Origin of the sequence: Klebsiella michiganensis, from assembly GCF_002925905.1 — a bacterium.
GTDB lineage: Bacteria > Pseudomonadota > Gammaproteobacteria > Enterobacterales > Enterobacteriaceae > Klebsiella > Klebsiella michiganensis.
On sequence record NZ_PRDB01000013.1, the window covers coordinates 91,433 to 110,673 of the forward strand.

The 19,241-nt window shown below is 58.6% G+C and carries 14 protein-coding genes; 4 read left to right on the forward strand and 10 right to left on the reverse strand.

Annotation, left to right across the window (positions count from 1 at the left end; all coding sequences use genetic code 11):
- The first annotated feature begins 11 nt into the window (after nt 1-11).
- Nucleotides 12-728, forward strand: a complete 717-nt coding sequence (locus CDA56_RS22540) for a GntR family transcriptional regulator (protein WP_025108090.1) — start codon at nt 12-14, stop codon at nt 726-728.
- Nucleotides 729-770: 42 nt separating this feature from the next.
- Here CDA56_RS22540 and ldtB read toward each other — a convergent pair whose 3' ends face one another.
- Both ldtB and CDA56_RS22550 read right to left on the reverse strand, forming a co-directional pair.
- The gene (gene ldtB / locus CDA56_RS22545) at nt 771-1,685 is read right to left on the reverse strand and encodes a L,D-transpeptidase (protein ID WP_103814166.1); all 915 of its coding nucleotides are present in this window, start codon (nt 1,683-1,685) and stop codon (nt 771-773) included.
- 190 nt (nt 1,686-1,875) lie between these two features.
- Nucleotides 1,876-2,658: a tyrosine-protein phosphatase gene (locus tag CDA56_RS22550; protein ID WP_048261123.1), complete on the reverse strand. Its 783-nt coding sequence runs from the start codon at nt 2,656-2,658 to the stop codon at nt 1,876-1,878.
- A 177-nt stretch (nt 2,659-2,835) separates the two neighbouring features.
- On the opposite strand from CDA56_RS22550, the gene CDA56_RS22555 reads away from it, so the two are divergent.
- Nucleotides 2,836-4,428, forward strand: coding sequence for an ABC-F family ATPase (locus CDA56_RS22555; RefSeq protein ID WP_004849135.1), 1,593 nt, complete (start codon nt 2,836-2,838; stop codon nt 4,426-4,428).
- A gap of 365 nt (nt 4,429-4,793) precedes the next feature.
- The gene (locus tag CDA56_RS22560; protein WP_032747738.1) at nt 4,794-5,774 is read left to right on the forward strand and encodes an IS110 family RNA-guided transposase; all 981 of its coding nucleotides are present in this window, start codon (nt 4,794-4,796) and stop codon (nt 5,772-5,774) included.
- 495 nt (nt 5,775-6,269) lie between these two features.
- Here CDA56_RS22560 and CDA56_RS22565 read toward each other — a convergent pair whose 3' ends face one another.
- Together CDA56_RS22565 and CDA56_RS22570 are read right to left on the reverse strand one after the other, a co-directional pair.
- The gene (locus CDA56_RS22565) at nt 6,270-8,633 is read right to left on the reverse strand and encodes a glycoside hydrolase family 31 protein (protein WP_025108088.1); all 2,364 of its coding nucleotides are present in this window, start codon (nt 8,631-8,633) and stop codon (nt 6,270-6,272) included.
- 15 nt (nt 8,634-8,648) lie between these two features.
- Nucleotides 8,649-9,950: an MFS transporter gene (locus CDA56_RS22570; RefSeq protein WP_064374993.1), complete on the reverse strand. Its 1,302-nt coding sequence runs from the start codon at nt 9,948-9,950 to the stop codon at nt 8,649-8,651.
- 271 nt (nt 9,951-10,221) lie between these two features.
- On the opposite strand from CDA56_RS22570, the gene CDA56_RS22575 reads away from it, so the two are divergent.
- Nucleotides 10,222-11,322, forward strand: coding sequence for a LacI family DNA-binding transcriptional regulator (locus tag CDA56_RS22575; protein WP_165795151.1), 1,101 nt, complete (start codon nt 10,222-10,224; stop codon nt 11,320-11,322).
- Here CDA56_RS22575 and CDA56_RS22580 read toward each other — a convergent pair.
- The 6 genes from CDA56_RS22580 to moeA form a co-directional block, all read right to left on the reverse strand.
- Nucleotides 11,319-12,584: a DUF1479 domain-containing protein gene (locus CDA56_RS22580; RefSeq protein ID WP_025108086.1), complete on the reverse strand. Its 1,266-nt coding sequence runs from the start codon at nt 12,582-12,584 to the stop codon at nt 11,319-11,321. The two genes, CDA56_RS22575 and CDA56_RS22580, sit on opposite strands and share 4 nt — an antisense overlap.
- Before the next feature lie 135 nt (nt 12,585-12,719).
- Nucleotides 12,720-13,535: a Cof-type HAD-IIB family hydrolase gene (locus CDA56_RS22585; protein ID WP_064379213.1), complete on the reverse strand. Its 816-nt coding sequence runs from the start codon at nt 13,533-13,535 to the stop codon at nt 12,720-12,722.
- A gap of 209 nt (nt 13,536-13,744) precedes the next feature.
- The gene (locus CDA56_RS22590) at nt 13,745-16,177 is read right to left on the reverse strand and encodes a formate C-acetyltransferase/glycerol dehydratase family glycyl radical enzyme (protein WP_064379215.1); all 2,433 of its coding nucleotides are present in this window, start codon (nt 16,175-16,177) and stop codon (nt 13,745-13,747) included.
- A 4-nt stretch (nt 16,178-16,181) separates the two neighbouring features.
- Nucleotides 16,182-17,081, reverse strand: a complete 900-nt coding sequence (locus tag CDA56_RS22595; protein ID WP_038424255.1) for a glycyl-radical enzyme activating protein — start codon at nt 17,079-17,081, stop codon at nt 16,182-16,184.
- Nucleotides 17,082-17,233: 152 nt separating this feature from the next.
- The gene (gene moeB / locus CDA56_RS22600; RefSeq protein ID WP_103815517.1) at nt 17,234-17,989 is read right to left on the reverse strand and encodes a molybdopterin-synthase adenylyltransferase MoeB; all 756 of its coding nucleotides are present in this window, start codon (nt 17,987-17,989) and stop codon (nt 17,234-17,236) included.
- Nucleotides 17,989-19,224 carry a molybdopterin molybdotransferase MoeA gene (moeA, locus tag CDA56_RS22605; protein WP_014837888.1) on the reverse strand — a complete coding sequence of 412 codons (1,236 nt, stop codon included), beginning with the start codon at nt 19,222-19,224 and terminating at the stop codon, nt 17,989-17,991. Before moeA ends, moeB begins: the two co-directional genes overlap by 1 nt.
- Nucleotides 19,225-19,241: the final 17 nt, after the last annotated feature.

Genomic DNA, 19,241 nt, shown 5'->3' on the forward strand with positions numbered 1-19,241 from the left:
AGGATCCGGGAATGACGGCCAAATATCTGAGTATCGCGCGGGAAATCAAAAAACGTATTATCAGCCGGCAGTATCCCGCCAGCGCGCCGTTACCCGACCAGTTCGCCTTAGCGGCGGAGTTCAGCACCAGCAGGATGACCATCCAGCAGGCGATGCGCCAGCTGATTGTCGAAGGCCTTATCTACACCCGTAAGGGGCAGGGAACCTTCGTGCGCAAAAACTTCCTCCAGCTTTCGCAGTGGGAGCTGCCCGGCAGCGACTATTTTGGCGCCACCAAAACCTGGGAGCATGTAGGGGAAGTGACCAGCCGGGTGATTCGCTTCGAGCTGCGTTTTCCGTCGGAAAAAGAGCAAAGCTCGTTGCTGATTGACGCCGATGCCCCGGTCTATGATTTCGTCCGCCTGCGGCTGCTCAACGAGGAACCCGTGTCGCTGGACCTCACCGTGATGCCCGTTGCGCTGGTGCCTGGCCTGAATAAAACGCATCTCGAAAGCTCGGTATTTCGCTACGTGCAGGAGACGCTGGGGCTGAAGATGATGGGATCGTATCGGGTGGTGCGGGCGGTGAAACCGCAGGCGCTGGACAGAGAACATCTCAACTGCGAAGCGAGCGACCCGGTGCTGGAGGTGGAACAGGTGATCTATCTGGAGGATGGTACGCCGCTGGAGTATGCCCATTGCCACTATCGCTACGACCACGGCGGAATTATTCTGGTCAATAACGGATAAAAAAATGGCGGGCACCGGGCCCGCCACTCTGCGCGATGCTTTTTAGTTCAGACGCACTGGCATACCGGAACGGTTCTGGATCGCCTGATCGACCACGCTCTGGTCTACGTCACTCTGGCTGGTAATCGCCTGTACTGATTTGGTCAGGTTAATCGGCACGATTTCGCCGCCCTGGAACTGCTCTTCCGTGGTGGACAGCGGGTTGTGAACTTCAATGAAGCGGCTGCCGTCAGGCTCGGTAGTGGCTTTTACCGGCTCATCGATAAACTCAACGCGGGTGCCGACCGGCACGTTTTCAAACAGGAACTTGATATCGTCGTTACGCAGACGCACGCAGCCGTGGCTGACGCGCAGGCCGATGCCGAAGTTAGCGTTGGTACCGTGAATAGCGTACAGGCGGCCGATATACAGCGCGTACAGGCCCATCGGGTTATCAGGGCCGGCAGGAACAACGGCCGGCAGCGGTTCACCGGCTGCGGCATATTCAGCGTGCATTTTGGCGGTAGGCGTCCAGGTCGGACCGGCTTTTTTACGCTCAACTTTCGTCACCCAGTTGATCGGCGTGTCTTTGCCTAACTGGCCGATGCCGATCGGCAGCACGATGACGGTGTTGGTGCCTTTCGGATAGTAGTAGAGGCGCATTTCCGCGCTGTTGATGACGATACCTTCATGCACGGTGTCCGGCAGGATCAGCTGCTGCGGGATATTCAGCACGGTGCCGCCTTTCGGCAGGAAGGTGTCCACGCCCGGGTTGGCTTCCAGCATGTTGGATAAACCCATCTGGTATTCAGCGGCGAAATATTCCAGCGGCTGCTTGTTGCCTTCCGGAATGGTGATCACCTGGTTCTGACCAATCAGACGGCTGCCGTCGGTGGGCAGAGGGTAGGTTACAGCAGAAGCTGTGTTGCAAAAGCCCACGATGGCGAAGGCTGCCGCGAAGAGTGTTGATAATTTCATAATCTTTATGTCGTGGGCGATGTTAATGCCGCACAGGCCTTTGTCAGTTTAAACAGGAAGTCGATGGGAGCGCATTATATGTGCTTTCCGGCAAACAGGTAAATGAGATGTGTACGAAATCACATTTTTTTCCTGTGACCCTGAGTGTAGCCCGTCAACGCGGGCTCTGCAGCCTGAAAACGGGAGGGGATTACCCCTCCAGAAGCCGCGACTGGAGCGCTTCTCGCGCCTGCGGCGTGAGCTGATACTCTTTCTCCAGCCAGGCATCGACGCTGGCGTAGCGTTCGTCGATTTGCGAAAGTGCGGCGGCAAGGTAGGACTCATGCACCGTCATCATTTCCGCCAGGTTCTGCCGGCCGCGGGGGGTCAGCGCATTACCGAGGGACTGGAGCATGTAATCTTCGACCTGCGTCAGCATGCCCTGGGTGAGCAGATATTCCTCCATGACCGTATGACGATCGCAGCCGAGGGCGAACAGCGTCAACGCGCAGCCAACGCCGGTGCGGTCTTTTCCCACCGCGCAGTGCTGCAGCAGCGCGCCGTCGAAAGGCTCCATCAGCCAACCGGCCAGCTGGCGATAAGCGGCGTTATTGAACGGCAGCTGGCGGTAGAGCGCCAGCATAAACTGCTCGCCGTTAAGGGCGTTCAGGGTGGCGGCGTTGAGCTCGGTGACTTTGGCGTTGACGTCGCGAACGTGCGGATTCGCCGGGGCGTTGAGGTAGTGAGCCGCTTCGTTCAGCTTATCGGGGCTGCGATTCACTTCGCCCGGATCGCGATAATCAATCACTCGGCTAAGCGGGATCGCGTCCAGATGGGTGAGGTCATCTGCCGTCATCATATGCAGCGAGCCGGAGCGGAATAATTTCCCGGTACGCACGCGACGGCCGTCGGCGGTACGCTGGCCGCCCAGGTCACGAAAGTTGATACCGCCCTGCAGCGATAAGAAAGCCGGATGGCGGGAGAGTGTGGTCATAGGTTCCTTCCAGATTAAGGTAAAAAATTACGCATTAAGCAGTGTAACCGCGCAATATGACATGACCCTAACACAGGCGTCATTGATGATTTTATAACGCCCCGTGAAAAGTGAAGCATTTGCTGGCATAATGTCTGGTTCATCACACTTCTCATTCTCTATTTTCAGGATAACCCCGTGCTAGTATCCAGCAACGTCACCATGCAGTTCGGCAGTAAGCCGCTGTTCGAAAATATTTCCGTCAAATTTGGCGGCGGCAACCGTTACGGCCTGATTGGCGCCAACGGTAGCGGCAAATCCACCTTTATGAAGATCCTCGGCGGCGATCTTGAGCCGACGCTGGGCAACGTCTCCCTCGATCCGAACGAGCGTATCGGTAAGCTGCGTCAGGATCAGTTTGCGTTTGAAGAGTTCAGCGTGCTGGATACGGTCATTATGGGCCACGGCGAGCTGTGGGAAGTGAAGCAGGAGCGCGATCGTATCTACTCCCTGGCGGAGATGAGCGAAGAAGATGGCTACAAAGTGGCTGACCTGGAAGTGCTGTACGGCGAGATGGACGGTTACTCCGCTGAAGCGCGCGCCGGCGAACTGCTGCTCGGCGTCGGCATCCCGGTTGAACAGCATTACGGCCCGATGAGCGAAGTCGCTCCCGGCTGGAAGCTGCGCGTGCTGCTGGCGCAGGCGCTGTTCTCTAACCCGGACATTCTGCTGCTTGATGAACCGACGAACAACCTGGACATCGACACCATCCGCTGGCTGGAGCAGACCCTCAACGATCGCGACAGCACCATGATCATCATTTCGCACGACCGTCACTTCCTGAATATGGTCTGTACCCACATGGCGGATCTGGATTACGGCGAGCTGCGCGTTTACCCGGGCAACTACGATGAGTACATGACCGCGGCGACCCAGGCGCGCGAACGTCTGCTGGCGGACAACGCCAAGAAAAAAGCGCAGATTGCCGATCTGCAATCATTCGTCAGCCGCTTTAGCGCCAACGCCTCTAAATCTCGCCAGGCGACCTCGCGCGCCCGTCAGATTGACAAAATTAAGCTGGACGAAGTGAAAGCGTCCAGCCGTCAGAACCCGTTCATTCGCTTTGAGCAGGATAAGAAGCTGTTCCGTAACGCCCTGGAAGTGGAAGCGCTGGCGAAAGGCTTTGATAACGGCCCGCTGTTTAAAAACGTCAATCTGCTGCTGGAAGTGGGGGAGAAGCTTGCCATTCTGGGCGCCAACGGCGTGGGTAAATCCACGATGCTGAAAACCCTGGTCGGCGATCTGACGCCCGATAACGGTACCGTTAAATGGTCTGAGAACGCGCAGATTGGCTACTACGCGCAGGATCATGAATATGAGTTTGAAAACGATCTGACGGTATTCGAGTGGATGAGCCAGTGGAAACAGGAAAGCGATGATGAGCAGGCGGTGCGCAGCATCCTGGGTCGTCTGCTGTTCAGTCAGGACGATATCAAGAAGCCGGCGAAAGTGCTCTCCGGTGGCGAAAAAGGCCGCATGCTTTTCGGTAAGCTGATGATGCAAAAACCGAATATCCTGGTGATGGATGAACCAACCAACCACCTGGATATGGAATCGATCGAATCGCTGAACATGGCGCTGGAGATGTATCAGGGCACCCTGATCTTTGTTTCCCACGACCGTGAGTTTGTGAGCTCGCTGGCGACCCGAGTGATTGAAATTACGCCGGAGCGCGTTGTGGACTTCACCGGTAACTACGAAGATTATCTGCGCAGCAAAGGTATCGAATAATATTGCTGTTGTCTGTCCCGGATTGCGGCGCTGCTGCGCCTTATCCGGGCTACCGGCCCACAGACGGCGATGAACCTGTAGCCCGGGCAAGGCGCGTTAAGCGCCGCCCCCGGGAGCAGAGCGCAGCGTGGCTGAATTCCCCGGAGGCGATGCTGCGCATCTGTCCGGGCTTGTATGATTACTCCGTCAGAAAGAACCGGCCAGTTCTCTCTGATGGCGGTCCGGATGCCGTGTCCGGGCTTAGGCTTTCGCGCCTGTTCCGTAGATCCTTTGCACCGGACCGCCGTTCTTTCTCATGTGATAAACCGGACAGTATCATGGACCGGCTTTCACCGGTAACCCGTATTTGCAAGGTTGGTTTCACTATGGAAAATGAACTCCACTTCATCGGTATTGATGTCGCCAAAGCTAAACTGGATGTCGATATTCTTCGCCCTGATGGCCGGCATCGCTGTAAAAAATTTGACAATACCCTCTCCGGACACGAAGCGCTGGTCCGCTGGCTTCGCGGCCATGACGTGAACCGTGCCCATGTCTGCATGGAGTCCACCAGCACCTACATGGAAGACGCGGCCGCGCATCTGAGTGATGCCGGGTATACCGTGTCCATCATCAACCCCGCCCTCAGTAAAGCTTTCGCACAGAGTGAGGGGTTGCGCAGTAAAACTGACAAAGTGGACGCCCGTATGCTGGCTCACTTCTGCCGGGAAAAACGCCCGTCAGCCTGGGAGGCCCCTCATCCGACAGAGCGGGCACTGAAAGCCCTGGTGTTAAGGCATCAGGCGCTGACAGAGATGCAGACGCAGGAGAAAAACCGGCGAGAAACCGCGCCGGAGGTTCAGCTGGCCAGCATTGACATCCTGCTGGGATGTCTGAGCGCGGAGCTGGCACGTATCGAAAAACAGATAAAAGACCTGACGGATAACGACCCGGATATGAAACGACGGCGGAAGCTGCTGAACAGTATCCCGGGCATCGGGGAGAAAACAGCGGCTGTTCTGCTGGCGTATACGGGCCTGAGGCTGAAGTTCGGTACAGCGCGGCAGTTCGCGGCGTATGCAGGACTGACGCCGGTGCAGCATGAGTCGGGAAGCAGCGTGATGCGGGCGAGCCGGATGAGCAAAGCGGGGCCGGTTCAACTGCGCAAGGCGTTATACATGCCAGCGTTATCGGCGCTGTACCATACGGCGTGGGGAAAAGCGTTCAGGAAAAGGCTGGAAGAGAGCGGAAAGCGGGCAAAAGTCATCATAGGGGCGATGATGCGAAAGCTGGCGCAGGTGGCTTATGGAGTACTGAAGTCAGGAAAGGCGTTCGATGCGTCACAGCATGAGCTGTTGATAGCGTAACAACGTTCCCTGAGAAAAAACGACAGCACCAGAGAGTGCTGTCGTTGGTGTGCCTGTCATCCGGGAGCCGGAGAAAGTATCGGCAACTAAAAATGGTTGCAGGCGTTCACAGTATCTACCGGCCCGCAGACGGCGGTGAACCTGTAGCCCGGGCAAGGCGCGTTAAGCGCCGCCCCCGGGAGCAGAGCGCAGAATCCCCCCTTGCAGTTCGCAGAGTGACTGAATTCCCCGGAGGCGATGCTGCGCATCTGTCCGGGCTACCGGCCCGCAGACGGCGATGAATCTGTAGCCCGGGCAAGGCGCGTTAAGCGCCGCCCCCGGGAGCAGAGCGCAGCGTGGCTGAATTCCCCGGAGGCGATGCTGCGCATCTGTCCGGCTACCGGCCCACAGACGGCGATGAATCTGTAGCCCGGGCAAGGCGCGTTAAGCGCCGCCCCCGGGAGCAGAGCGCAGAGTGGCTGAATTTCCCAAAGGCGCTGCTGCGCCTTATCCGCACTACACCCGCCACTCGCTCCTTTCTTCACCGTTCACCAGCAGCCTGCGTTTTTCCCCCGCCGGCAACGACACCTTCAGCGCTTTCCACGCCGGACGATAATCGCCGCGTGCGTTCACCTTCAGGTTGATGCTGGCGCTATCGCAAACCATTTCCCACTCTACCCACAGCGCATGGCCATTCTGATAGCCCCAGCTTTCGCCATCATCTTCAAACAGCAGGCCGCGACGGGTCCCCACGCCCTTCAGCGGGAAGAGTTTCAGCTCGCGGCAATCGTCTTTTTGCGCATCGACGTGGCGGATACGCTCGCTCAGCGGCAGGCCTGCTCCGGCGCGAACCAGCAGCGGCAGTTTTTCCAGCGGCGCATCAAGGACGATCCACTGGCCTCCCGCGAACCACTGGTGGCTATCAAAGTCGTACCAGCCGTCCTGATTGGCCGGCAGCCAGACGCGGCGCTGACGCGCGCCGGGTTCGACGACGCTGGCGACCAGCAGATCGCGACCCAGCAGGAAGTCGTCGCATTCGGCAAACGTCTGCGGATCGTGTTCGTGATCGAGGAAGGTCGGACGCAGCATCGGTTCATCGTCGGCGTGAGCCTGCCACAGCAGCGTATAGAGATACGGCAGCAGACGATAGCGCAGCTCAATGGCTGAACGGATAGCCGGCGTGACTTCCGGGTACATCCAGGCTTCGTTGACCGTCTGGTCGTCATTCCACGAGTGAATGGTAAAGCGCGGATGCATAACGCCGTTTTGTACCCAGCGTACGAACAGCTCCGGGTCCGGTTTATCGCCAGAGAAGCCGCCAACATCGTGGCCGACATTGAACAGCCCGGAGAGGCTCATTCCCAGCCCCATGCGGGTGTTATAGCGCAGCGTATCCCAGTTGGTACGGTTATCGCCGCTCCAGGTCTGGACGTAGCGCTGCATCCCGGCGCAGCCGGAGCGAGAGATCAGGTACGGTCGTTTGTGCGGCGCAAAGCGCTGCTGAGCCTCCAGCGACGCGCGCATCATCAGCAGCGGCATGACCGGGCGAATATGTTTAATGGCAATTTCCTCGCCAAACCCGTAACAGCGGGCTTCGCCGTCCCAGACTTCATACTCGTTATTATCGTTCCACGTGGAGTCGATACCCATCTCCAGCAGCTGGGTTGTCACGCCTTCCTGCCACCAGGCGACGGTCTGCGGGTTGGTAAAGTCAAGGTGCGACCCTTCGTCATCCCAGAAGCTGGAGCGCTCGGGAGCATCCGCCTGTGAATCGCGGATAAAAAGCCCGCGCTCCGCGACCTCGTTATAGCGCGGATGGTCCTGCAGCAGGCAGGGCTTAATATTGGCGGCGAGCTTCAGTCCGGCATCGTGGAAGGCCTGGCTCATCACCTTCGGCTGCGGCACCTTATCGTTGTTCCAGTTAAAGACGTAGCGCTTGCCGTCAATCGAGGTATAGCCGGAAGAGAGCTGGAACGAATCGCACGGAATGGCGTGTTCATCACACAGGCGGATGAAGTTCATCAGCTGGTTTTGCGCATCCGGCGCGTCGGTGTAGTGCATCGTCGAACCGCTGTAGCCGAGACTCCATTTCGGTCCGAACAGCGTTTTGCCGGTCAGGCGTACGAATGCTTTGGTGATATCCAGTACCCGTTTGCCGGAAAAAAGATAGTAATCGATGTCGCCGGCTTCCGCCTGCCAGCGGCGATAGGCGGTATGGTAATTATCGATTTCGTTGCCGAGATCCAGCCAGCAGCTGCTCAGGTTGTCGTAAAACAGACCGTAGCTGACATCGCTACGCTGCGCGATGGTAAACGGAATATGTTTGTACAGCGGGTCGGTGCTCGCCGCGTTATAGCCCATGGCGTCGAGGTTACGCATCTCATAGCGCTTCCCGTTACGCTGCAGATCGCCGGCTTTTTCGCCCAGACCGTAGAAGCGTTCGTCTTTGCGTCGGCTCAGGTAGTGGGCAACGCCGTCGCCGTGCGCATTCGCCAGGTAGGCGCTGGTGGGGCGGTCGTTAACCAGCGGCTGCCACTCGCCGGCCTCATCGCGATAGCTCCATTCCAGCCACAGCGGCTGGTGGACGGTGACGCGCAGCTGGTCGGTGGCGATGCTCAGGGTATCGCTATGCTCCGTGAGCTGCCAGGCGGGGAGGCTAAAGCCGCTCAAATCTTCGCGCGGGCGCCCTTCCCAAGGCACGTCCTGCTGGGGAGCGATACTCCAGGTGCGATCCAGCGCCAGCTGGCCGTGCCGCTTTAGCAGCACGCGGAACATATTCTCTTCCAGCACGTACAGACACAGGGTGTGCTGGCCGTCTACGATCAGCTCAACGTGGTGGTCCAGCCGTTGGTGCAAAGTCCAGTTTTTCAAAGTCTTCATTTTTTACATCCACTCTCAGGCGCGTTTTGCGCGACGTTCAGCAATAAATGCCACCAGGAATACCGCGCCAATCAGGTCAAAGAACCCCATGGCGATAAATAGCGGGTTGAAGCCGATTTTGTCGGCGGTGACGCCAATCAACAGCGAGAACAGAAAGCTGGCGATCCAGGCGGCGGAGCCGCGCATCCCGTTCACGGTCGCCATCTGTCCTTTATCGAACGACTCCACCACCAGCGCGCTGAGCATGCAGGAGATGATCTGGTGGCCGAAGCCGCCTATCGAAATCAGCACGATGGTGATATAGGGATCGCGGGTGATCGCCACGGTGGCGAGCGAAATCATCAGGAAGGCGCCGGTGACGGAGCTGGCGACCACCGAGTTCACCCGCGAACAGCCGAACCAGCGGGTATATAGTTTGGTCAGATAGCCGCTGGCGACGCTGCCGAGGTCGGCCGCCAGAAACGGCAGCCAGGCAAACATGGCGATTTGTTTTAAATCCATGCCGTGCTCTTTCGCCAGGTAGAGCGGTACCCAGAAGCTCAGCACCGCCCAGGCAGGCTCAGCCATAAAGGCCGGAATGGCGATACCGTAGAAGCGCTTGTTTTTCGATACGGTTTTCAGCGCGGTAAAGAAGGGCAGTTTGACCGGTGGCGCTTCATTGTCCTGCTGGATCAGCGCCAGCTCAGCATTACCGAGGTTAGGGTGTTTTTCCGGGTTATGATAGAACGCCCACCACAGCACGACCCACAGCAGCGCCAGCGCGCCGGTGAACATGAATGCCCCCTGCCAGCCGAACGAAGCGTGTGCGAAGTAGATAATCGGCGGCGCCAGCATGGCGCCCACGGAGAAGCCGACGCCCGCCCAGCCTGCCGCGATCGGCCGCTCGGATTTTGGAAACCACTCACCCAGCGTTTTGGCGTTGGCTGGCGTCGCCGCCGCCTCAGCGCCGCCCATGAAAAAGCGCAGAATCGCCAGGTGCAGCCAGCTCCCCGCCCCGGCATGGGCGATGCAGGCGATGGCCCACAGGGTGGCGCAGATCATAAAGCCGAGCTTGAGGCCAATAACGTCGATAAGCCAGCCGCAGAGCGGCTGGAAAATGGTGTACGCCAGCTGAAAAGCGCCGACTATCCATGAGTACTGTTCAGTGGTAATACCCAGGGAGGTTTTTAGTTCCGGGGCGATAATCCCCAACGAATTACGCGTGATGTAGTTAACGGTGACGCCGAGTAAAAACAGCACCAGCATCCACCAGCGCAGGTTCTTCACTATGCGGCGCGATTTACTGACCGCCATATCATTATTGAGGCCTTGGCTCATAGAACTCTCCACGAGACATGTAGTAGGGAAAATTGACCAACCCGCTTGCTGAGTTGTCGCTAAAATTTTCTATTTCGTTGTTTGTTAAGGTTGATGTCTCGACACTATTGGTTGACTAATCTCAAAGGTGTTGGACCAATTCAGGCTAAGGGAGAATGCGAGCGGGCAATAGCGACAATTCTGCAAATATTTTCATGGGACGATCCAGATCGCAGTATGACATCGCCAAATCGCTTAAAAATATTCACATTCTCAATATGAAAATTTTTTCATGAGCAAAGTAGAGCGCGATCACAAAATGGACAAAAAGCTGAAAGTGAGCGAAATCGCGGCGCGTACCGGGCTGTCGGTGAGCACGGTATCGCGGGTGCTGGCGGGGAAAGCGAATACCAGCGCCAGGGCTCGCCAGAGGGTACTGGAGTGCGCCCGCGAGCTGGGCGTGATGGAGGGTATCGCCGCCGGGCGAATGCTGCTCAATAATCTGGTGGTCTTTGCCCCTCAGCGCGCTTTCGATGAACGCACGGATATTTACTACTATCGTGTGATTCAAAGCATCAATAGCGCCCTTATGCCGCATGAGGTACACCTGCGCTATTGCGCGCTGGAAGAGAACGACAGCGATGCCAATTTGTTTTTGCAGCGCATGCATGAAGCATCGACCCAGGCCGCGATTTTACTGGGTATCGACGATCCGCATATTCACGATCTGGCGGCCGATCTGGCGAAGCCCTGCGTGATGATTAACTGCCACGACGCGGGAATGCGTTTACCCTCCGTCGCGCCGGATCATCGGCTGATCGGCCAGTTCGCCGCCCGGTATCTGTTTGAGATGGGGCATCAGGCGATCATGAACGTGATGTGCCTGCGCCGCTATACCATGGAGCTGCGTCTGCTGGGCATTAAGCAGGCGTGGCGGGCGCGTAATCTCCGTTTCGTTGACGGCAGGGATTTACTCGCTGTGGCCAACTTCAGCGCCAGGGATACGGAGGAAAAAGTCGGGGAGTGGCTGGATCAGCGCGGCGATGGCCCGCTGCCGACGGCATTTCTGGTGGGCGGTGATTTTATGGCGGCAGGCACGATCGCCGCATTACAAAAACGCGGTTTGCGCGTCCCGCAGGATGTTTCCGTCTTGAGCATCGACGGCTTTAACCTGGCGGCGATCCAGGATGTACCGCTAACCGCCGTCCACGTCCCACGCGATGAATTAGGGGCCGAAGCGGTACATTTATTACAGCAGAGACTGATCCGTCCCGATGCGCCGCACGGCGCGTTACTCCTGCATGGGACGCTGGCAGTACGCGATTCGGTACGGCGGATACGCGCCGGTAACCGCCGTACCGCCGTTGAAGCGAAGGGGCTATATGATGATTAATTCGCCATCCCCAACGCGCGCTTACCGTGGATATTTAAGTCATCCAGCGTAAAGCGGCCTTCCCAGTCGCTTTCATAATCCTCGCGGGGGAAATCTCCCGGCGAAGCGCCGCGCGCCAGCGCCGCTTTGACCTTCTGCGCGTAGGCGAGGTTTTTCTCGCACATTGGCGCGGCGGGAATATACATCACGTTGCCCCAGCCCTGCTGATTTTCCACCGGCGCGACCGAGTGGATCACGTCGCAGTGCCACCATACCGAATCGCCTGCATTCAGCGCCGGAATAGAGCTTAAGGCTTTGATCAGCAGCGGGTGCCATTTTTCCGAAATCGGCAGCACCTTGCCCGGCGCGACGCCGCACAGCTCATCTTCCGGGACATCGTCGAGCAGCGGACGCAGCAGCACGTACGCCATCGCTTCCGGGATCGGCACCACGTGCAGCAGGCCCTGATCGGGGATCATATCGGAGAGCGCGGTCCACCCCTGAAAGGTACGGAATACCGAGCATTTGGTGGTGTTGTCGACCGTATACTCTTCGACTTCGGTGCGGTGCGCCGCGTCCCACGGGTCGTAAGCATCAATGTTGCCGTTAAACACGTCGGCAAACACTTTCTGATAGGCCGGCAGCAGCCAGCGCTCCAGGGCGCCGGAATCGGTATGCGCCCCCAGACCTTTCGAGGTGGTTCCCGGCGGGCGGCGGCGAATGCGGTCCGGGTAAATGACGCTGACGTCCGGGTCGAACCACTGTTTGCCGTCGCGGTTAAAGGTCCACAGACGGTTGAGGAACGACTGCACGGCGGCCATTTCATCGCTCTGTCGCGCCTGCATCTGCGCCTGGGACCAGTAAATCGGATAGATTTCCGGGCGCGAAGCTTCCAGCGACCCGAAAAAGGTATCGCCGGGACCTTTATAAACGTCATCGAAATGGTTGCGGTCGAGATACTCGAGCATTGCGTTGTCCCACGCCAGCGCCTGTTCGCGAGAAAAATGGCCCTTGATAACGGCGCAGCCGCGACGCTTGATGAGCTCGCGCTGGGCTTCCGTGACCTGGCCCCGGGCAATATCGGCGAACGGGATCGTTGGCCAGACGTCCTGACCGCTGGCCTTAAGGGCGTCAATCTCTTCCAGACGCGCGGAGATACGCGCCGTCAGCCGATCGAACACCGCCTGCACGTCGCCAATTTGCGCCCGCAGCTCCTGTTTAATCCGGCGGATGGCCGCTTTGGGGTCGGCGGGTAAAGTTTCACAGGTATGGGTAACAGCCATAATGACCTCTCATCTTTCATTCGAAAGTAATTTATCTTACATGTGATAATTTAAGTTAAAATTAAGTTAATGCAAGTTTAAAATTATGCGGAGGTGCACAAAACGGGAAGCCGGGGCGGTAAACCCCGGGTGGCGTTACTCGTTGAACGGGGCGGCGTGGTCGAGGACGGCCTGAATGACGTTCAGCGCGCCGTCGTGGTTGTTATCATCGGTGGCAAAACGCGACACCGCTTTGATGCTTTCGGCGGCGTTGGCCATCGCGAAAGAGTATTTCACCAGCTTGAGCATTTCCGTATCGTTAGCGCTGTCGCCAATGGCTACGCAGGCCTGCGGCGAGATGTTCCAGCGCTTCAGCAGGCGGCTGATGCCGTTGGCTTTATGCAGGCCGGGGATAATCAAATCGACGAAGCCGAAGCCGCTGGTGACCGGCTTCATGATGCCGTCCAGCGAGACGTGCAGTTTGTCGATAAGCTGCGGGATTTCGCTATCCGGCAGGTTCAGGGAAAACTTAAACAGCGTGTCGTCGATGTCATGATAGCTGCTAATGCGCTGCAGGCGGTGGTAGTGCTTTGACATCAGGGTGACGAACGCCTCGGGCGCGCGCTCGCTGACGTAAGCGCTCTCGAGGCCGCAGGCGACGAAGTTGAGCTGCGGGTCTTTCAGCAGTTCGCCAATGACGACCTGGGATTCATGACGGGTGAGTTCGCCGTGGAACAGCTGTTGACCGCGTTCGTAAACCAGCGCGCCGTTCTCGGCAACAAAGGAGATTTGGTCACGGATTTCCGGGAAAAAAGAGATCAGCTGGTAGTACTGGTTGCCGCTGGCGACCACGAACTCAATACCCTGCTGCTGGAGTTGCGCGAACTGCGCAAGAAAACGCGAGCGGTCATACTGCTTGGCGTCATTGAGAAAAGTTCCGTCCATATCGGTGACGATAACTTTAACGGTCATAACACATGCTCCTGGCTTAACTTCGACCAGTAACATTCTAATTACAATGTGATGGGGAGCACAAATTTATTTCGAATGAAAGTTTGCGTTCACCTCTGTGCAGCATAAAACCCCGGATTGCGGCGTAAACGCCTTACCCGGGCTACCGGCCCGCAAACGGCTTCGAACCTGTAGCCCGGCTAAGCGTAGCGCAAGCCGGGGGATGTGACTTACAGCGTATGCTCGGTACGGGCGATAATATCGTCCTGAGCATCCGGCGACAGGGCGGTAAAGAACGCCGAGTAACCGGCCACGCGGACCACTAAATCACGATACTGGTCTGGGTGTTTCTTCGCTTCCAGCAGCGTCTCGCGCGACACGATGTTGTACTGAATATGCCAGCCTTTGTGCACCTCGAAGAAGGTGCGCAGCAGCACCATCAGTTTCTGCTTATCCGACGCGTTCTCCAGCGTGGCCGGGTTCAGCTTCTGGTTAAGCAGTACGCCGCCGAGGATTGAGCCGGTCGGCAGTTTACCCACCGAGCTGATTACCGCTGTCGGCCCGAGATGGTCGGTACCGGAGGCCGGGCTGGCCCCTTCCGCCAGCGGCGAGTGCGCTTTACGGCCATCCGGCGTCGCCATCGTTTGGGCGCCAAACGGCACGTTGGCGGAGATGGACGAGGTGCCGGCGTAGTAGTTGCCGCCGATCGGGCCGCGACCGTAGCGCGGGTTATGATACAGCTTCAGCTCGTCGATATAGGTCTGGTAGGCGCGAGCCAGCAGCATATCCACGCTGTCTTCATCGTTACCGTATTTCGGCGCGCCGTTGATTAAGCGCTGGCGCAGCTGCTCGTGGGTCAGGCCTTCGAAGTCTTCAGCCAGCGCCTTTGCCAGCTCCTGCTGACCAATAACGCCCTGATCGAACACCAGCTTCTTCACCGCCGCCAGGCTGTTGCCGAGGTTAGCGATGCCGACCTGCAGACCGGAAACCCAGTCATACTTCGCGCCGCCCTGCTTGATGCTCTTCGCGCGCTCGATGCAGTCATCGACCAGCGCCGAGCAGAGAATATCGTGCACGTTCTCTTCCAGCATGGTGTCGACCACGTACTCAATCTCGATAGATTTGCGCGTGTAGTAGCGGATCTGCGTATCCCAGTCGGCCAGAACCTGTTCAAAGTTGTCGAAGTTGCCTTTTGACAGCGCATGTTCCTGCGGCAGGAAAACCTGGCCGCTGGTGGCGTCGCGGCCGCCTTCCAGGGTTGCCAGCATGACGCGGGCGAAGTTGATAAAGCTCATCCCGGTGCAGCGATAGCCCCATTTACCGCCGACGGCGGTTTCGATGCAGCCGATAGCGGCATAGTCGTACGCGTCCTGCGGCTCAATCCCCAGCTTGATAAATTCCGGGATGACGATTTCATCGTTGTTGAACGCCGGCATGCCGAAGCCGCAGCGGATCACCTGCACGCAGGCGTCGAGGAAGTCGTTGCTCATGCCCGCGTGATAGCGCACGCTGAGGTTAGGCTGAGTCGAACGCAGCCGACCGCAGGATTCCAGGATGGCGTAGGAGAGCGGGTTCACCGCGTCCTGCGCGTTGCCGTCCACCAGATTCTGGCCGCCGATGGTGACGTTCTGATACAGCGGGCTACCGGCGGAAGCCTTAGAGTGCGAGCCGGAGCGAATTTTGTTCACTTCCAGCAGCTTCAGCCAGCAGCAGTGCAGCAGCTCGATGGCATGTTCGCGATCCAATGATTGCGCCAGCTCAACGTCGCGGCGATAGTAAGGGTAGAGATACTGGTCCATACGGCCGAAAGAGACCGAGTGACCGTTGGATTCGATCTGCAGAATCAGCTGGATGAAATAGCACAGCTGCAGCGCCTGCCAGAAGGTTTTCGGTGGCTCGTGGGCGATAATATCGCAGTTTTCGGCTATCGCCAGCAGCTCGTCGCGGCGGGATTCGCGGCTCTCCGTCGCGGCCATATTGCGCGCCAGCCCGGCATAGCGCTTACAGTGGTCGCTGACCGCTTCCAGCACGATATCAATGGCTTTAAGGAACTGCTCGCCGTGCAGATCTTCCAGCACGGTTAGGTTAATGCGCGAACGGCGCTCGGCGACTTTCGCCCGCATGCCGTCGAGGCCTTTTTCCAGCAGCAGCGGATAGTTAACCGCAAGGTGAGCGTCGCCGGAGGTCATATTGCCTTCGGCTTTGATAATGCCGGTCGCCAGCAGCGCTTTTTGCTCGTCGGTAAACATGCCGTAGCAGCGATCCTGTACGGTTTGACCGCGCCACCACGGGCACACTTCATGGAGCACGCGTTTGTTCTCTTCGCTAACGGCAAACCCGGCGCCGGGGCGATCGGCGAGGTCGTCGATCTCTTTTTCGATCCAGCTAACGGTGTATTCCGGGAAGATAGGCGCCGCGCGAACTTCGCTGGCCTGGTTGCCGACGATCAGTTCATCGTGCTTAATCCAGATCGTGCGTTCCGCCAGGTGATGGGCCAGCGCCAGCGCGCGGCGTACCGGGATCGGCTTATCCAGGTGCTGCTGATAGGCTTCGGTATAGTGCAGGGCGCGCTCGGTACAAACCGGCGGCTTAACGATATGCACCAGCGCCATTTTATGCGCCTGAATGCGCGGGCTCAGAGTATCCAGTTTCAACGTTGTCATAAGGTTATCCTCGTAGAGTCGCCGTTAAACCTTTGCTCTGAGCATAGCGCTGCGCGAAGGCGAGCAGCTCGGGTGCAGCAAGCGGTTTATCCGGAGCGGTATAGGGCTGACTGAGTAATTGGTATTTATTCATGCCTAAGGTGTGGTAAGGCAGGAAGTGGATCTCGCCAACCTGTAAACGGTCAGCGGCAAAATCGGTAATGGCGGCAATATCGCTTTCGTTGGCGTTAAAGCCCTGGATCAGCGGCACGCGAATGATGATTTTCTTTCCGGCCTGCGCGACGCGCTGCAGGTTATCCAGCACCCGGCGGGCGCTGCCGTCCGTCCACTGCTGAAAAATCGCTTCGTTGACGTGCTTGAGGTCGGCGAGAAACAGGTCGATAAACGGCAAAGCGGGTTCGACGTATTTCCACGGCACGTGCAGGCAGGTTTCGACCGCGGTGTGGATCCCCGCGTTGTGGCTGGCCTCAAACAGCTGTCGGGCCAGTTCGGGATTCATAAACGGCTCGCCGCCGGAAAGCGTGACGCCGCCGCCGCTGCGGTCGTAAAACGGTTTGTCGCGCAGCACCGTGGCCATAATCTCTTCGACGCTTTTCTCTTCGCCGCACACGGTTAATGCCGTGGTCGGGCAGCAGTCGCGCAATTTGCCGATATGCGCATCGGTGAGCTTTTCGCGGTGGATAATCAGACCGTCCAGCTTGCGGGTAATCACCTCCGGCGCAGCCTGCTGGCAGAGGTCGCAGCCGTCCAGGCAAAGGCGGGCGTCATACAGCAAATCCGCCGTGCGGGCGCGGCTTTCCGGATTCTGGCACCAGCGGCAGCCCAGCGAACACCCTTTGAGGAAGACAACAGTGCGGATCCCCGGGCCGTCATGGGTTGAATAACGCTGAATGTTGAAGATCATGATTCACCCTCTTATTTGCATATGAAGATTAAATTACTTTCGAATGAAAGTTGTATTGATATAAATCAACAAGCATAAAGAGGAAGGAGAATGAAGGTTAAAATGCCGCTGCGGGTCACAAAACATCCGGCGACAGCGCCGCCGGAAAAGGGTCAGGGCGTACCGCACACCTCGCAGTGAGGGTTACGCGGCAGCCTCATTTCACGGAACTGACAGCGCATGGCGTCGTACATGACGATTTTTCCCGTTGCCGGGCTGCCGTAGCGGGTCAGCAGCTTAATCGCTTCCATCGCCTGCAGTGAACCGATGGTGCCGACCAGCGGCGCCATGACGCCGGCTTCGACGCAGGTGAGGGCGTTTTCGCCAAACAGGCGGCTCAGGCAGCGGTAGCAGGGTTCATCTTCCTGATACGTAAAGACGCTGATTTGCCCTTCCATGCGAATCGCCGCGCCGGAGACTAGCGGCGTTGTATGGCGGAAACATCCGGCGTTGAGCTGGTTACGGATCGCGACGTTGTCGGTACAGTCGAGCACCAGATCGTGCGCGGCGATTTGCGCCGCCAGCGCCTCGTCTTCCAGCCGCGCGTTGAGCGCCGTGAGCTGAACGTGGGGATTAATCCGTGCCAGCGCGGCGCGGGCGGAGTCGACCTTCGGCTGGCCGATGGTGTCGTCGCTGTGCAGCGTCTGGCGCTGAAGGTTGGAGAGCGAGACGGTGTCGAAATCGAGCAGGGTTAGCTGGCCCACGCCTGCCGCCGCCAGATACTGCGCGGCGGCGCAGCCCAGCCCGCCGAGGCCGACGACCAGCACACGGGAGGCTTTCAGCTGCTCCTGACCGTCAAAATCGAAATCGCGGAGAATAATCTGCCGGTTATAGCGCAGCATCTCCGCATCGCTCAGCTCCACGCCCATTACAGCCCTCCGAACAGATGATTAAACGGCTCGACTTCCACCCATTCGCCCGCTTCCACGTTGCCGCGCTCGCGTTCGAGAACGATAAAGCAGTTGCCGAGGCTGAATGAACTGAAGATATGCGAGCCCTGGTGACCGGTGCTGCTAACCACCAGCTCGCCGTCCGGACCGCGCTGCAGCACGCCGCGCTGAAAATCGAGGCGGCCCGGCGATTTCTTCAGGCCGGAGGCGGCGCGAACGCGCAGGCGCATCGGCTGAGCTTGCCCGACGTTGCCGGACAGCTTCGCCAGCAGCGGCTGAACCAATTGGTAGAAGGTCAGCGTTGCGGAAACCGGGTTGCCGGGCAGGCCGCAGAACCAGCTGTGGTTGAGCTTGCCGAAAGCGAAAGGTTTACCCGGCTTAATTGCCAGCTTCCAGAAGCCGATTTCCCCCAGCTCTTCGAGGATCGCTTTGGTGTAGTCCGCCTCGCCGACGGAAACGCCGCCGGAGCTAATCACCACGTCGGCCTGCTGGTCAGCCTGAATAAAGGCTTCGCGCAGTTTAGCCGGGTCGTCGGGAATAATGCCGAGGTTAATGACCTCGCAGCCCAGCTCCTGCAGCATCAGGTGCACCGCCAGGCGGTTGGTATCGTAAATTTGCCCGTCGGCCAGCGGCTGGCCCGGCAGCTGGAGCTCATCGCCGGTGGAGAAGACCGCCACCCGCACTTTACGCACCACCTCAACCTCGGCAATTCCCAGCGAGGCGATGACCGGCAGCTCGGCGGCGGTCAGGCGGGTACCTGCGGGGAAGACGACCGCGCCGTGGGCGATGTCTTCGCCAAGACGACGAATATTCTGCCCGTTTTTCACCGGGGCGAGGAAGCGGATACCCTCATCGGTTTGTTCGGCCTGCTCCTGCATCACCACCGCGTCGCAGCCTTCCGGCACCGGCGCGCCGGTCATAATGCGGATACAGGTGCCCGCGGGCCAGACGCCGTCAAAGGGTTGACCGGCGAAGGCCTTGCCGGCCACCGGCAGCGCTGCGCCGTCGGTGAGATCCGCCAGGCGCACGGCGTAGCCGTCCATCGCCGAGTTATCAAAACCGGGAACGTTAAGCGGCGAAACGAGATCATGGGCGGTCACGCGCGAAAAGGCCTGCAACAGCGGTACGGTATCCGTCGCATTCAGCGGCGTAATACGAGTGAGCATCTGGGTCAGGGCTGTGTCGAGCGGCATCAGTCCGGCGGTAAAATCCATGGGTTTCTCCTGCGGGC